The sequence below is a fragment of the Halorhabdus utahensis DSM 12940 genome (assembly GCF_000023945.1).
In the GTDB taxonomy this organism is placed as follows: domain Archaea; phylum Halobacteriota; class Halobacteria; order Halobacteriales; family Haloarculaceae; genus Halorhabdus; species Halorhabdus utahensis.
Window position 1 is genome coordinate 2,834,325 of sequence record NC_013158.1, and the last position, 15,458, is coordinate 2,849,782.

A 15,458-nucleotide genomic window follows, 5' to 3' on the forward strand; every position below is an offset into this window, starting at 1 on the left:
GAGACACGAACGGAGAGGTATGAGCGCTCCGCCGGGGGAGTACTACACAGAGGAACGGTGGCAGAACTGGATTCAGCGGATCGAATCGGAAGATATCGATCCGGAGCAGGAGGATTCGGCCCGTCTCCTGTTGAACCTCCAGGACGATACAGCGATCGCCGTCGCCAAGATCGTCACTGACTACGAGGACGGCGAACTCGAGGCCGAAGCGGCACTCGAAGAGCTCCAGGGCGTTCGCGAGATCGTCCTCGAGGAGGTGGACATCGCCGACGAGGAGAAGCTGATGGTCGTCGACGGCGTCCAGACCTCGCTTGTTTGTGTCTTTTTCGCCGCCGAGGAGTACGTCGCCGGCGGCGTCGCCGAGGCCCCGATCGCGGATCTCATCGCTGCGGCAAGCGAGGCGGAGTCCGAGGAGAACATGGACGCTGCGCTGGGGTACTGCGCTCAGGCTGGGACGCGGATCATCGCCGACGAGGCGGAACTCCCGAGAGACGTCGTCGACGACCTGGAGTTCGGACTGGTCGCCGAATGGGTCAACGGGTTAGACAGCCTGCAAACGGCGATGAGCGACCCGGAAGTCGTCGAAGAAGACGACGAGTGAGCGCGGCCGGATCAGCCACGTTCAGTTCGCTCCGGTGGAGGCGGCAGACAAACTTTTACCCGCGGCCGGCCCACCTAGAGATAATGTCCTTCTGGGGCGACGAGCGCGCGCAAGCGATTCAAATCGGTGCTGTACTGCTGTTCGCTGTTCTCGTGATCTCGTTCTCGCTGTACCAGGCGTTCGTCGTCCCGAACCAGAACGCGGGGATCGAGCTCAACCACAACTCTGAGGTCCAATCACAACTCCAGGAGCTGCGCAACGCCATTCATGGGATCGCGGGCGGGAACCCGGGTTCGGGAGTTACGGTCAATCTGGGCACGACCTATCCCACTCGAGTGGTCGCACTGAATCCTCCACCGCCGTCCGGACGGCTGTATACGGATGGGACGAGGAACCCGTCAGTGAATTTCACGATCGTCAATGCGACCGCTGACGGGGAGACCGGTGATCTCTGGAACGGGTCAGCCCGACCGTACAACACGGGGGGAATCATGTACGCACCCGATTATAACGAGTACCGGTCCCCGCCGACGACGATCTACGAGAACTCGCTGGTCTACAACCAGTTCGAGAGCCAAACGCTGTCGTTGACGGATCAGTCGCTGATCTCCGGAGATCGGATCTCGATCGTAACTCTCAACGGCTCGTTCGATCGGTCCGGATCCCGGTCGATGACCGTCGATCCTGAGCCGATCAGCACCTCCGACCGGACGATATCGGTGGCCGATGGAACCGGCCCGATCACTCTCAACATCACCACGCGACTCTCGGTCGATCGATGGCAGACGCTGTTGAACGACGAGGACAACGTCCTGACGGCCGATATCCGAACTGCCCCCGATACTGACTCGGTTCCGGATCCGTTTCGACGCGTGCTGATCCCATTGAACCGGAGCGAGACCTACACTCTCGGGATGACGAAAGTCGGGGTCGGCTCGGGAGTGAGTGAGGAATCCGGTGAGTACCTCACACTAGTTGATCGGCCGAGTCGGTCGATAAGAAATGGGTCGAGTCACTTCATCACGCTTGAAGTTCGTGATCGATTCAACAATCCCGTATCGGGCTTTCCAGTGAACGCTATGGTGTCCGGAGGCGGGCAGTTCGAAAGCGGCGGAACAAGCGCGTCAACCATCACAAATCCCGCAGGGCAAGCAGTCTTCAACTACACTGCACCGGCAGGCGAGCAATCACCAACCCTCCAGTTCAATATTACTGAGGGGACACCCCAAGCTTACGAGGAAGTGTCGTTCGGTCTCGAAACGTACCTGACTGGCGAGGGTGAAAGTGGTAACGCAACAGCCTCGGTAGACGCGACCTATGGAGGACTTTCAGATTTCGCTTCGCAGTATGATGGGGCCACGAACAGTGCTGAAGAGCTTTTCACACAAGCGAACGGTAAGTGGACGAATGTCAATCAGACTGGGAGTCTGAACCTCAGCGCTGCCGAACCAATCTTGCAAGAAAGTACGGGGCACGACCGACTTGATATCGCCTTCACGCTGCGGGGCGGGTCCACTCCACAGTACAATTACTCCCTCGCGGTCACTGCCGAGATCGCGGCTGACGGCAGTATCAACAGTCGATCGGTGTCACTCCGAAACACGACTGGGACGACAAATTCCCAAAGCAGCGGCTCACTGTCCGATAGTGCCGTTCGAAAATTGCTCGATGGCGGATCCGTCAATCTCCTCGATTCGGGCTCATATTTGAGCTCACCGTCGTGGCTATCGGAAATTCAGCGGCTGGAGACGGCGTCTCCGATCACCTGGCTGACGAACCGGATGGAGGGACGCGTCAACGTGACGTGGCAGAACGCTCCGCCGGTCGCGGATGCTGGTTCGCCGAGCGACATCGAGGAGGGATCGAGCCAAACACTCGATGCGAGTGCAAGCTCCGATCCCGACTTGGATACGCCATTCACCTACTCTTGGACGGTTATCAGTGGACCAGGGAGTATTTCAGGTACTGGTCCGACCCCGACATACAACGCACCAGCAGACGTGGGCAGCGACCAATCTGTCACCATCGAGGTCACGGTTACTGACGCCGACGGCGATTCGAGTACGGATCAAGCCACCTTCACCGTAGAGGATGTCCCTGATAATATCTCACCGACTGCTGAAGCCGGAACATATGCAGACATCGACGAGGGAGGGAGTATTAGTCTCGACGGATCAAGTAGTTCCGACGCGGACGGGACTATTTCGACCTACGATTGGGCTGTCGCTACCGGGCCAGGCTCGATCTCCGACTCAGATAGCTCAACACCGGGTGCGACATACAACGCACCGTCGGACGTGACAAGCGACCAGTCCGTCACCGTCGAACTGACCGTCACGGATAACGAGAGTGCCACCGACACCGACACCGCGACGTTCACCGTTCGCGATAATGCGGAGCCGGCAGCGAATGCTGGTGGCCCGTACACGGTAAACGAAAGTGATTCAGTGACCCTCGATGGGACTGCATCATCAGACGATACCGGGATTACGAGTTACTCTTGGGCAATTACGGACAACGCCTCTGCGGGGAGTCTTTCGAACAGTAACACGGCGTCGCCAGAATTCATCGCCACTTCGACAAGTGGGGGTACGATTGTCACGGTCGAACTTACGGTGACGGACGACGCTGGACAGACCGATACCGATACTGCTACGATCACGATCAACGACCCGCCCGTCGCGAACTTCACGTACTCGCCGAGTTCACCTGGACCAGGCGAGCAGATCTCCTTCGACGGATCAAGTTCGAGTGACTCTGACGGCAATATCAGCACGTACGAGTGGGACTGGACTGGCGATGGGACGACGGACGATACCGGTCAGACTGCGACCCACACATACGATAGCAGTGGGACCTACGACGTGACGCTCCGGGTGACCGACAATGATGGGGCTCAGAACACGACGACCCGGACGATCTCAGTCACGCAAGCAAATATTCTACAGAACGTGGAAGCAGAAGCCCAGACCTCAGGAAACAGCGGAAAAGCGTCTTTCGTGCTTAGCAATAACGGATCCGCTACCGTGACCGTGTCTGGTATACTCTTCAATAGTTCCAATAGTTCGACGTATGTGGAAGCAAACAATCAGAATACGCCGGAGATTGAGGACGATAAGGCATCAACGCCAAGTCCTATCCTCAATGTCCCCGGACAAATGAACTTCAACCAACAGTACTCGTTCAATAACTCCGTTCCGATTGATCCGGGGGAGTCGATTCAATTCAACATTGATCGGTTCAGAAATGATGGGAACATGCAAAGTGCAACACTGACCTTTACCATCTACCTAAACGACGGAAGTCAGGAAACCTACGACATCACATTCTCTAATTAATTATTATTTAAAATATATTAATATTTGTGAAGAAAAATAATCGCGAGAAAGTAGTTTACTGGCAGAGTCAGGGACATTGTTTGACCAGTGACCAAAATATGGGGGACGATCCGTTTAAGAACGACAAGGAGTTTGACCGCGAATACGTCGTCCACGGCGACGGGGTACGTTGATGGAGATGTCCACATCGACATCTGCAAGAACCACGCGTCGCTGGCTTAACCGTGGCTCTCGCCGCACGAGGAGTCTCAAAAGACAAGCTCACACCCTGCTTCAGAGCGTTTCAGTTTCGCAAACGTGACCGCCGGAAACCCGGGGGGACGCACTCAAACCTATCCTCGATACCGCGCTATGACGCCACCAACAATCGCTTACCTATGAGCGACACTATAGTATTATCGGGTCTCCAACAGCAGGGACTGTGAGCGAGAACTGAAGGCTGAAATTTCACAAATGGGTTTGTATTGATGTCACGATTCGCCCGCGCCCAATCCGACGTGATCGGAATCGTCCTCTTGACTGCGGTAGTTGTGATTCTCATGGCACTTGTCGGAACCACGATCCTCGCCACCGTCGATACACAAGAGCGACCGACGGCGGACCTCAAAGTATCGGTCAACGGTACGAGCGGGACCATCACGAACGTCTCCATCGCACACCACGGCGGAACAAGCCTCACGGCCGATGAGGTAACGGTCGCATTTCGGGCGAATTCGACAGATCGCGTCCCACTGACCGACTTTACCGAGCAGCAAGGAGACAGTGACAGTATATTCAACCCGGGAGAACGCTGGGGCTACAATCTCACGACTTCGGAACTGCTTCGCGTCGTTATCGCTCATGGTCCGACCAGTACGGTTCTCGCTGATCACGAGTGTGACGTGCCGACTACTGTCGGCTACACGCGTTGCTGAGTTGTTGTCCCCTGTCCAATCACCGAACTTCGACAATTGACGAATTCACAGTCGACAAAAACATAAGGGGCCTCTCCGTTTCCGGGAACGAATCATGACTACAGTGGGCATCGACGCTGTCGAGATCCGCACTGGGAATCTCAAACTCGACCTGGCGGAGACGTTCGCCCCCGCCAAGGACGAAGACCCGGCGAAATATACCAAAGGCCTCGGCTTGCATTCGAGTTCGTTCCCGGACGTCTACGAGGACATCGTCACGATGGGCGCGAACGCGGGCAAGCGTCTGATGGATCGAAAGGGGCTCGAACCTGACGATATCGGCCGGATCGACGTGGCGACCGAGAGCGCGTTCGATCACTCCAAGCCGGCTTCGACGTATATCGCCGGGTGTCTCGAAGACGTCTACGAGGGGGACTTCCATCACGCGAACAAGGGTGAACGGAAGTTCGCCTGCGTCGCCGGCACCCAGGCGATCGACGACGCGGTCAACTGGATCGGTTCCGGGAAGAACCGCGGGCGAGCGGCACTCGTGATCGCCACCGACACTGCGCTCTATGCACGGGGAGATTCCGGCGAGGCGACACAGGGTGCTGGCGCGGTCGCCATGCTGATCGACGAGGATCCGAGTCTCGTCTCGGTCGATCCCGTCCAGGGCTTTGGCAGCGCCGACGAGACGGACTTCCTCAAACCCAACCAGCAGTTCCCGAGCGTCGACGGCAAGCGCTCGATGCAGGTCTACCTCGCGCGGATGCGCGAAGCACTGACGGACGTCGAACGCCAGCGTGATCTCCACCCGGATGACTTCGCCGTCGTGCCGTTCCACATCCCCTTCCCCGGGATGGTCCGGAAGGGTGCGGCACTCGGCTATCGCCACATCTCTCGCGGGACGGACGTCGAGGAGGAGCTCGCCGAGGAGATCGGAATGCAGCCACGGCGGGAGGACTTCGAGGACGACGAGGCCTTCCGTGACGCGCTGACGGAGTACACGGATAGCCTGACCGAGACCGATCGCTATCGCGAGTGGTACGACCGCACGGTCGAGCCAACGCTTGGTATCTCCCGGCACGTCGGCAACTGGTACACCGGCTCGGTCCACCTGGCGCGGGCATCGGCACTCAAAGAAGCCAGAGAGAGCGGCCGTGATCTCGACGACGAAGAGATGCTGGTCTGTTCGTACGGCAGCGGTGCGCAGGCCGAGATCCACATCGAGACCGTCCAGCCCGGCTGGGAGGACGAGATCGCCGCGCTCAACGTCGACGAACAGCTCCGGGATCGCTACGATATCACTTTCGCCGAATACGAGCAGATCCACGAGGTTCACAACTACGACGAGACCACCGACATCGACGCGTTCACCACGCCCGAAGCGGAGTTCGTCTTCGACGGCTGGGGGCGCATGGGCGAGCGCAAGTACACCTACGTCGAATAGGCCAGGTAGCTTCCAATTCGGTCAATAGACCAGAATCGGCCGATTTCCGTTGGTCCGTGGTTTCGGACCGATAGCGGGAACGGGATGTGGCCGTGGCTGGCCCATCGTGTTCGCGGCCGCATCCCCTCGCTGTCTTCTCTTCAGAACTGCTCGGCCAGTCGGTCGAGCATCGCATCCAGGTCCAGCGTCGTCGCCGCCAGTGCGAACCCGTCGACGCGGGCCAGATCCGCGGCTCGCTCCCAGACGTCCTCGGACTCGATCCCGTGAAGGACGACGGCGTTCGGCGTCGGGTTCACGACCCGCATGGCGACCAGCGGCGACTCACCCCGGGTGACGTTCGTGAACACGAGTGCGCGGTTCGAGCTTTGGCCATAGAGACGGTAGAACTCCTCACTGGAGAGCCGGGTGATCGCCTCGATGCTGTCGATCACTGTGTGGCCCACGACAGTTTCCCGAGAGCCGTCAGCGAGTTTCGTCGCCTCGATGGCCTCGAAATATCGGTCGATCGGGACCGCCGCCGAGAACTCCCGGAGATCCGAAACGATGGTATTGTCGAAGCCGGCCGAGATGACCCGGGCGTGCTGGCGGATGTGTCGACCACCGCGACGCTGGTCGATCGCGAGCAGCGCCGTGACTGTCCGGTCGACTACGGCGATACCGGGATTGTCCCGTCGTCCGCTCTCGTAATCCGAAACCACCGATGGCGAAACGTCGAGTTCGGCGGCGAGTTCCGATTGGGCGATCTCGAAGTCCGTCCGCCACTTGCTGATCGTCTCGCCCGGCCGATCACTCGTCGCGATCTCGCCCGCGATCCGATTCGCGAGCCGGTCGCGGTCCGACCCTCTGTCCATACTGGATAGTGCGCGGTCGTCCCCATAAATCCCGTCGAAGTACGCTTCGACAGGCGACGAATTCCGTGCTCGCTTTCGTCGTCGGTCGCGACACAATTCCTATCTTTATCCGGGACGTCGCATGTGTATGCCCTCGACCGTGGTACACCTTGCCCTGGCTGGGCTGATCGCAGCGGCGCTGCTCGGGCATGCGTTCGACTGGCGTGCCCTCGCCATCGTACTCGCGCTGGTGGTGATCCCCGACCTGGATGCCTTCGGTGGTCTCATCGTTCCGGGTGGGCATCGGGCACTGCTTCACACGCTGTTGGTCCCGGTCGGGCTGGCCGCACTGGTCTATTTTGACACCAGCGTTCGGTCGTCGTCCTGGCTCGCCGATCGGCTCGGTGGACACGGCCCCCGGGTCGCCTGGGTCGGAATCCTGGCGATCGGCTTCGCGGGGATCGGCCCGGATCTGTTCGGAGCCGGGGCGAACATTTTCTACCCGGTCCACGATCAGTTCTACGCGTTCAACGGGAAACTCGAACTCTCGACCCAACGCGGTCTCGTCCAGACGTTCGTCGACCTTGCGCCGGACGCGACCGACGGTGGCGGAACCGCGGTCGGCTCGACCCAGGAGGTCCACATCAGCTCCGGTGTCGATCCGGTACGCGGCCCGGAACCTGCAACCGTCGATCGCGTCTTCCCGATCGCACGGTCGGGTACCAAACTGCTGCTCGTGCTCACCAGTATCGTTGTCGTCGGGATACGGCTGGTCGAAACTCGGCTGGCTGAAACCGATCCCGCGAAGTGATCGCGGTCGCCGAAACCCGACCAGCCGCATGATCTCAATCGCCGAAATCCTGCCAGCGTGTCAGCCGAATGGCGAGGAGCACGAAGACGACGGCCATCCCGCCCAACATGGCGAACGCTGGCCACACGCCCTCGGTGGTTTCGACGATCATGAGCTGGCGGAGTCCGCGATGGAACTGATAGAGCGGCATGAGCCGGCCGATCGTCTGTAACGTCTCGGGCATGATGTCGATCTCCCAGAAGACGCCCGAGAGGAACATCATCGGGAACGCGATCGACCCGCCGAGACTGCTGGCTGCGTCAGGGTTCGGCAGGAGGCTTCCGAGGGTCATTCCGAGCGCCGAAAACGCGATCGCCCCGAGCAAGACGAGCGCGATCGAGAGCGGCCCGGGAATCACGGTCACGCCGAAGAGCATCGCTGCGACGACCAGCATCACCCCAGAAAGCAGGAGGGCGAGCAACGATTGCTGGACGATGTTCGCGATGATCCAGTCGCGCTTTCGCAGGGGTGTCGCCACGAGCCGCTTGAGCGTCCCGTCCTGGTTGAACCCGGCGATCACCCCGGGGACCGTCATCACGCCGTTGATCAACACCAGCGTGGCGATGAACGCCGGCAGGTAGTAGTCGGTCGACGTCAGCCCGGCCGACCCGATCGTTCCCGAATCCAGACTGACGGGCGGTTCGTCGATACCGAGTGACTCCTGATTGAACTCGGCGATGACAGTCGAGAGGATCCCACGGACGACGGGTGCCGACTGGTCGTCCGGTGGAGCGTAAAACGCCAGTGTGGCACCGGTCGCGTTCGTCGCGTTCTGCTGGCTTGCCTGGTCTAAGCCCCGCTCAATGTTCGCTCGCTCGCTCTCGTTCATGTCATCCTGAAACCGGGCGACGGTATCCCGGATGATCGCGATGCGAGCGCGGCCGCTCTGAGCCCGGACCTCCTCGGCGAAGCCGTCGGGGAGAACCAGCACACGACCACCGCCGTCGCTCTCCTGGCTCCATTCGGTCAGGTTCCGATCGGCGTTGAGGTGCTGAACGTCCAGGGGCTCGATCCCCGCCAGATTCTCGACAAAGGTCGAGGAGAGGTTCGTCGCTTCGCCCCCAGCCCCGATGTCCTGGTTCTGGACGACCAGTGCGAACGACGGCGCACTGGACGCAAAGACGGTACTGAAGATCACCAGCAGGATGATCGGAAACAGCACGACAAAGAAGACAGTCTCCCGGGAACGCGACCAATCGCGCAACAGCGCATTGAGCAACGCGGCGATTCGCTTCATTCGATCTCACCCCCGGCGTCCGGCGTCGCCCCGGCCAGTTGCAGGAAGACATCCTCCATCCCGGCACTGATGAGGTCGATCGCCCGGCCCTCGCCCGCTTCCTGGAGGCGACTGTACGTCTCCTGTGCGTGGTCGCGATCCTCGAAGTGGCCGACGAGATCGCCGGTGTCCGTCCGATAGACCTCACTCGCGGCGTCTTCGAGGATTGTTTCAATCACTTCGTCCTCGGCAGGCTCACCCGTGCTCTTGACGACGACCTTGATCGCCCCGCCGTAGCGCTCGATCAGATTCGGCACGGTGTCGATAGCTTCGATCGTCCCGTCGAGGAGCAGTGCGGCGCGATCGGCCAGCCGCTCGACCTCCTCCATGTAGTGGGTCGTGAGGACGACGGTCGTGCCGCGGTCGGCGAGTCCCCGGATCTGTTCCCAGGTCGTGCGGCGTGCGTCGGGATCGAGACCGGTCGTCGGCTCGTCCAGGAAGAGGACTGCGGGATCGCTGACAAGGGCCATCGCCATGCCTGTCCGTCGCTGCAAGCCGCCAGATAGCGACTGGAACGGTGTTTCCGCCCACTCGGTGAGATCGAGTTCTTCGAGTACCGTCTCGACGGCAAGCCCATCGTCGTACAGCCGCCGGATGAGCGCGACGTTCTCCCGGACTGAGAGACGATCGAACGTGTGAAACGACTGTGGGACGACGCCGATATCCGCCTTGATCGAGCGGGCGTCCGTGGTTACGTTCTGGCCGAGGACGGTCGCTGAACCCGCCGTCGGCGTCCGGAGGCATTCGAGCATCTCGACTGTCGTCGTCTTGCCCGCCCCGTTGGGGCCGACCAGCGCGAAGACTTCCTCGGCCCGGATGTCGAACGTCACGCCATCGACGGCGACCGTCTCGCCGTAGGTCTTCCGGAGATCCATCACTTCGATGACTTTCTCGGCCTGATCTTGGGGGGTACTCATGTATCCATTGGTACCGGCACTTCAGTGGGACGTTTGATAAAATATACTATTATCTGAAACGTCCGGCCAGCCCCTGGCGACACCGACGATTTCGGGCGGACGGCCTGCAAAACAAGCAGACTGTCCCGATCACCGTCAGCCCGAACCGAATTCATTTCTTCCGCCTTACATATGGTGCGTGCCCCCTTTCCCGCGAGGGGCATATATCCGGCATTGCCACTGTTTACCCTGGTAAGCCCGGAAGTCACGTCGCCGTCATCCACCGCCGCATTTAATACAGGCTATCACGAAAAATAAGTCATGTCATCAATCGAACTCACGCCGAGTCAGAAAAACATCCTGCAGGAACTCGTCAACCTCTACCGTGACTCCGAAAGTGCGGTAAAGGGCGAGGAAATCGCCGAGCGAGTCAACCGGAATCCCGGCACGATCCGCAACCAGATGCAGAGTCTGAAGGCGCTCCAGCTCGTCGAGGGGGTCCCCGGGCCGAAGGGCGGATACAAACCGACTGCGACCGCCTACGATGCGTTGCAGATCCAGGACATGGACCACGCCGCGGAGGTTCCGCTGTTTCACAACGGTGAACAGATCGAGGAGGCAAACGTCGCCGAGATCAACCTCGCGAGCGTCCATCATCCCGAGAACTGCCGCGCGGAGGTCACTCTCCAGGGCTCGCTCGCCGATTACGACGAAGGCGACAGCGTTACAGTCGGCCCGACGCCGCTGTCGAAACTCCAGATCGTCGGCACGCTCGACGGCAAAGACGACACCAGCAACAAGCTCATTCTCACGATCGACGACATGGTCGCCCCGGCCGAAGCGCCGGAACACTGACGCCACCTCGGTCACGAGCGTTTCTCGAATCTTCGAATCGGTCTCCACGGCGGACCTGATCACGTGACACGCTCGCATGCAACTTCCGCGGCGTGATTTCAAAGGGTTTGTATCCCGGCCTCGCTGAACGACGGATATGACTGAGTCGGTGGTCGTTCTCGGTTCCGGGTACGCCGGCGCGGGCGCGATCCAGCGCCTCGAGTCGGAACTCGGTGATCGGGCCGACCTCACGTGGGTATCTGATCAACCGTATCATCTCGTCCTCCACGAAGTCCATCGCTGCATCCGTGATCCGTCCGTCAAAGAGCACGTGACGATCCCGGTCGACGAGATCAAGTCCCCCTCGACGACGTTCATCGAGGGTCGTGTCGAGACCATCGACGTCGAACATCGAACGGTCGGATTTGCAGACGGCGAGTCGATCGCGTACGATCACCTGTTAGTTGCCATCGGCAGCCAGACTGCCTTTTTCCGCATCGACGGACTCGAGGAAAACGCACTCACGCTGAAAAGTCTCGACGATGCGCTCGCCATCCACGACGCAGTCGAGTCGGAAGCCGACGACGCAACGATGGCCGATCCCGCTCGGGTCGTCGTCGGCGGGGCCGGCCAGACTGGCGTCCAGGTCGCCGGCGAGGTAGCAGCCTACCGTGCGGAGATGTCGGCACCGATAGACGTCGTTCTGGTCGAAGGGCTCGAATCCGTCCTCCCCGGAGCCAACAGTGCCTTCCAGTCAGCGATCCGTGACCGACTCGATAAGCGCTCGGTCGATGTCCAGACGGGCAACTTCGTCAGCAGCGTCGACGACGACGCCGTCTACTTCGACGACGGTCGTGACCTCGCCTACGATGTCCTCGTCTGGACCGGCGGGATCACCGGGCAGCGTGCCATGGAGGACGTCCGCGTCACGAAAGATCACAAGAGCAACCGTCTCAAAACCACGACGACGTTCCAGACCGACGACGAGCGAGTTTTCGCCCTCGGTGACGCGGCACTGGTCGACCAGCCGGGCGAGGATCCGGCCCCGCCGAACGCCCAGGCGGCCTGGCAGGCAGCCGACGTCGCCGCCGAGAACATCGCACGGTCGATCCGCGGCCAGCCACTGACGGAGTGGCGCTACGAGAACAAGGGGACGGTCGTCTCCGTCGGTGACGAGGCAGTCGCGACCGACGTACTGTACAGTCCAATCGAGACGTTCAATGGTCTGGGTGCGGAGTTGTTGAAGAAAGTCATCGCCGCCCGATGGATCGCCGACGTCAGCTCGTTCTCCCGGGCGTTCTCAGCCTGGCCGAACATGTAATGTTGACGCTGTCGTCAACCGGGACCGTCGTCTCCGAGCTGGGTTTTTCTCTCCGCTGAGAAACTCACTTACTGGGGACGGTGGGCCGCCTGCGGTGTCTCCTGTCTCTACCGGCGTTCAGGCCTCGGTCGCCGCTCGATCGTACGCGTTCTTCAGCGAGCCCAGGAACCGGTGGTACGGCAGCGGAACCCCGATCTGACGGGCGAGCAGCGCGACTGGCAACAGCATGATCCCGACGAGCAGCGTCACGTGGTACAGCACTGACAGACCGGCGCGGTACAGGTACGTTTCCATTTGTCCTCTCTTCAGGGTGGTCCGTTTCGAGTATATAAAGGTTGCTGAAGGATATATTATAGTATCGTAGATTATTATAATTCAATACGGCTACGTCATGCGATTCAAGTGGGATTGAACTATGTCCAATCACACAGGATACTGATCGGCCGAAAACATAACAGGCTCGTTGGAACCACGCGGCGTACTCATAAGTTATGGCCATTATCGAGGTGACGTGCGCACGGCCGAGTCGAGAACCTCGTGTCGGGATCGCCATCAGAAAATCATAAAGCACGAATAGGCTCGACGGTAGCATAGAAGTATGAACTACCTCGTGGCATTGGAAGCAGCCTGGCTGGTACGTGATGTAGAGAACATCGACGACGCGATCGGTGTGGCCGTCAGCGAGGCTGGCAAGCGCCTCAACGACCAGGACATGGACTACGTCGAAGTCGAAGTCGGTGCCACGACCTGCCCCGCCTGCGCGGAACCGTTCGACTCGGCGTTCATCGCGGCCGACACCGCCCTGGTCGGACTCGTCCTCGAAATGAAGGTGTTCAACGCCGAGAGCACCGAACACGCCCAGCGGATCGCCAAAAGTGAGATCGGTGGCGCGTTGCGGGACGTCCCGCTGAAGATCGTCGAGACGATCGAGTACGCCGAAGACGAGGACCCACCGACCGAACCGAGCGAGTGACGCGGCCCGCGTGACTGCCCGGCCCGGGCGAGCATCGACCCGGGAGAGCCGGTGGCTTTTTGTATTACCAATGGTTATCACGCGGTATGGAACTGCCGACCCCAGCGGACCTGCGTGAGCGCCGGACGGATCTCGGACTCACCCAGAGTGAGCTCGCCGACCGCGCCGACGTCTCCCAGCCGTTGATCGCCAGGATCGAAGGTGGCGACGTCGATCCGCGACTCTCGACGCTCCGGCGGATCGTCAACGCACTCCAGGAAGCGGAAGGTGGGATTCTTCGGGCCGGTGATCTGATGAACTCGCCCATCGTCAGCGTCGCGCCCGACGACAGCGTCCACGAGGCGAAACAGTTGATGGACAGCGAAGGCTACTCGCAGGTTCCGGTCATCCGCAACGGCCGGCCGGACGGTCTCATCGGCAACACTGACATCCGCCAGCGTTCGGAGGACAACGTCGGGGAACTCCCCGTCGCCGAAGTGATGCACGAGTCGATCACGACCGTCGAACCGGACGCGACGCTGGAGGAAATCGACACCTATCTGGACCATCACGACGCCGTGCTGGTCGTCGAGAGCGGTGAGACTGTCGGGATCATTACCGACGCCGATATCGCCGCCAACGTCAGCTGATTTTTGTCCGGATTCCATGGCATGTTCGTCTGCCGTGCGTACTGGTGTTTTCGACGTCGTCCGTGCTGTCGCTGGGTGATCGCTTCCGGAGAAAACGTTAAGTACTACCATGTGTAACGTTAGCGTGGAACCGCGCCGGGTGGTTCCCGACGGGAACGACCGTCGTGAACGTCCGGGAGACGCACCGTGCGCAAACGACGAGTATCTCCGCCGATTCTCCGGCGGAGTTTCCGTTTTCACCTGCCCAACAGCTCCGACTGTGTCTCTGCCGGTGTGAGAACCTTGGTATGGCTTCGGAGCGAACCCCGTGTATGTCCAGGCCCGGCCGGTTGCCGGTCGAGTCCACACGCGAGGACCGGATCGTGTGCCACGTCGACATGGACTGTTTTTACGCTGCGTGTGAACGGCTCCGGGAGCCCGCGCTGCGGGACGAACCAGTAATCGTCGGGATGGGATACGAGCCGGGCGAGACGTCGGGCGCAGTGGCGACCGCGAGCTACGAGGCACGCGAACACGGTGTTGAGAGCGCACAGTCGATCGAACAGGCGCTCGAACTCCTGCCCCGGCGCGAGACTGCCGATCCGGACGCGGAGCCGACCGCCTACTACCGGCCCGTCGATATGCCGTATTATGAGGACGTAAGTGAGCAGGTCCGATCCATCCTCGCGGAATACGCCGACGTGCTTCGTGCTGTCAGCATCGACGAGGCGTATCTCGACGTGACCGACCGGACCGACTGGGAGTCCGTCGAGACCTTCGCCACTGAACTGAAGGACGAGATCGCCGAGACGGTCGGTGTCGAAGCGAGCGTCGGTGTCGCGCCGACGATGAGCGCCGCGAAGATCGCAAGCGATTACGACAAACCTGACGGACTCACGGTCGTCGAACCCGGTGATGTCCGATCGTTTCTGGCTCCCCTCCCCGTCGCGGCCGTCCACGAGGTCGGCCCGAAGACAGCAACCGAACTCGCCGAGATGGGGATCGAGACGGCCGGCGACCTCGCGGCGGCCGATCCGGCGGCACTCGCCGATCGCTTCGGTGAACGCGGACGAGCGATTTACCGGTACGCGCGTGGTGAGGACGACCGTGACGTGACGCCGGTCGGGCGACCGAAGAGTCTCTCCCGGGAGTCGTCGTTAGCGCCCGCGGAGGGAGACACGGAGACCGTCCGCGAGCAGGTTCGTACGCTCGCCGAAGCAGTGGCCGACCGGGCGAACCGCCGCGACGCGCTCTATCGGACCATCGGAATCAAAGTCGTCTCCCCGCCCTTCGACATCCACACGCGCGAACGATCGCTGTCCGGGCCAGTCGATCGCCCGGACCTCGTTCGTTCCGTCGCGCTCGACCTCCTTTCGGCGTTCGCTGACCGCGAGGTTCGGAAGGTCGGCGTGTTCGTCTCCGGACTTTCCTTTTCGGCGGGTGACCAGGCGAGTCTCGGCGAGTGGGACGACGCTGGCGGCGACACGGAGACGGTGGCCCACGACGACGAAACGGCCACCAGCTTCCGGTCGCCGTCCGGGAACCAGCGGCTCTCCGGGCAGACGACGCTTGCGGACTTCCGGTGAGT

General features: G+C 60.9%; 14 protein-coding genes and 1 pseudogene. 11 read left to right on the forward strand and 4 right to left on the reverse strand.

Annotated elements, in window-relative coordinates; all coding sequences use genetic code 11:
- The first annotated feature begins 19 nt into the window (after positions 1-19).
- From HUTA_RS13540 to hmgB, 5 genes and pseudogenes are all read left to right on the forward strand, one after another.
- Complete coding sequence (locus HUTA_RS13540; protein WP_015790486.1) at positions 20-601, forward strand: DUF2150 family protein; 582 nt, start codon at positions 20-22, stop codon at positions 599-601.
- Positions 598-3,939, forward strand: a complete 3,342-nt coding sequence (locus HUTA_RS13545; RefSeq protein WP_169304903.1) for a PKD domain-containing protein — start codon at positions 598-600, stop codon at positions 3,937-3,939. Before HUTA_RS13540 ends, HUTA_RS13545 begins: the two co-directional genes overlap by 4 nt.
- A gap of 107 nt (positions 3,940-4,046) precedes the next feature.
- Positions 4,047-4,294 (forward strand): annotated as a pseudogene (locus tag HUTA_RS15175) (IS1595 family transposase); the annotation flags it as partial.
- A 112-nt stretch (positions 4,295-4,406) separates the two neighbouring features.
- On the forward strand, positions 4,407-4,853 hold the full coding sequence (locus tag HUTA_RS13550) for a type IV pilin N-terminal domain-containing protein (protein WP_015790488.1): 447 nt from the start codon (positions 4,407-4,409) through the stop codon (positions 4,851-4,853).
- A gap of 94 nt (positions 4,854-4,947) precedes the next feature.
- On the forward strand, positions 4,948-6,282 hold the full coding sequence (hmgB, locus tag HUTA_RS13555; protein ID WP_015790489.1) for a hydroxymethylglutaryl-CoA synthase: 1,335 nt from the start codon (positions 4,948-4,950) through the stop codon (positions 6,280-6,282).
- Between the two features lie 140 nt (positions 6,283-6,422).
- On the opposite strand, the gene HUTA_RS13560 is transcribed toward hmgB, so the two are convergent.
- Entirely contained in the window at positions 6,423-7,133 is a 711-nt protein-coding gene (locus HUTA_RS13560) for a helix-turn-helix domain-containing protein (protein ID WP_015790490.1), read from the reverse strand.
- 127 nt (positions 7,134-7,260) lie between these two features.
- Between HUTA_RS13560 and HUTA_RS13565 the strand changes: the two genes are divergently transcribed.
- Positions 7,261-7,923, forward strand: a complete 663-nt coding sequence (locus HUTA_RS13565; protein WP_049941361.1) for a metal-dependent hydrolase — start codon at positions 7,261-7,263, stop codon at positions 7,921-7,923.
- A 34-nt stretch (positions 7,924-7,957) separates the two neighbouring features.
- Here the strand turns inward: HUTA_RS13565 and HUTA_RS13570 are convergent, their stop codons facing one another.
- Positions 7,958-9,199 (reverse strand): ABC transporter permease, encoded by a 1,242-nt coding sequence (locus tag HUTA_RS13570; protein WP_015790492.1) that lies wholly within the window; start codon positions 9,197-9,199, stop codon positions 7,958-7,960.
- Positions 9,196-10,155 (reverse strand): ABC transporter ATP-binding protein, encoded by a 960-nt coding sequence (locus tag HUTA_RS13575; protein WP_015790493.1) that lies wholly within the window; start codon positions 10,153-10,155, stop codon positions 9,196-9,198. Before HUTA_RS13575 ends, HUTA_RS13570 begins: the two co-directional genes overlap by 4 nt.
- 300 nt (positions 10,156-10,455) lie before the next feature.
- Between HUTA_RS13575 and HUTA_RS13580 the strand changes: the two genes are divergently transcribed.
- Positions 10,456-10,989, forward strand: coding sequence for an Rrf2 family transcriptional regulator (locus HUTA_RS13580; RefSeq protein WP_015790494.1), 534 nt, complete (start codon positions 10,456-10,458; stop codon positions 10,987-10,989).
- 136 nt (positions 10,990-11,125) lie between these two features.
- Positions 11,126-12,289, forward strand: a complete 1,164-nt coding sequence (locus HUTA_RS13585) for an NAD(P)/FAD-dependent oxidoreductase (protein ID WP_015790495.1) — start codon at positions 11,126-11,128, stop codon at positions 12,287-12,289.
- Positions 12,290-12,406: 117 nt separating this feature from the next.
- On the opposite strand, the gene HUTA_RS15690 is transcribed toward HUTA_RS13585, so the two are convergent.
- Complete coding sequence (locus tag HUTA_RS15690; protein WP_015790496.1) at positions 12,407-12,583, reverse strand: hypothetical protein; 177 nt, start codon at positions 12,581-12,583, stop codon at positions 12,407-12,409.
- A gap of 304 nt (positions 12,584-12,887) precedes the next feature.
- Here HUTA_RS15690 and HUTA_RS13590 point away from each other — a divergent pair, with 304 nt between their 5' ends.
- From HUTA_RS13590 to dinB, 3 genes are all read left to right on the forward strand, one after another.
- The gene (locus tag HUTA_RS13590; RefSeq protein ID WP_015790497.1) at positions 12,888-13,262 is read left to right on the forward strand and encodes a DUF555 domain-containing protein; all 375 of its coding nucleotides are present in this window, start codon (positions 12,888-12,890) and stop codon (positions 13,260-13,262) included.
- An 86-nt stretch (positions 13,263-13,348) separates the two neighbouring features.
- Positions 13,349-13,891, forward strand: a complete 543-nt coding sequence (locus tag HUTA_RS13595; protein ID WP_015790498.1) for a CBS domain-containing protein — start codon at positions 13,349-13,351, stop codon at positions 13,889-13,891.
- A gap of 311 nt (positions 13,892-14,202) precedes the next feature.
- Positions 14,203-15,456 (forward strand): DNA polymerase IV, encoded by a 1,254-nt coding sequence (gene dinB, locus HUTA_RS13600; RefSeq protein ID WP_015790499.1) that lies wholly within the window; start codon positions 14,203-14,205, stop codon positions 15,454-15,456.
- Positions 15,457-15,458: the final 2 nt, after the last annotated feature.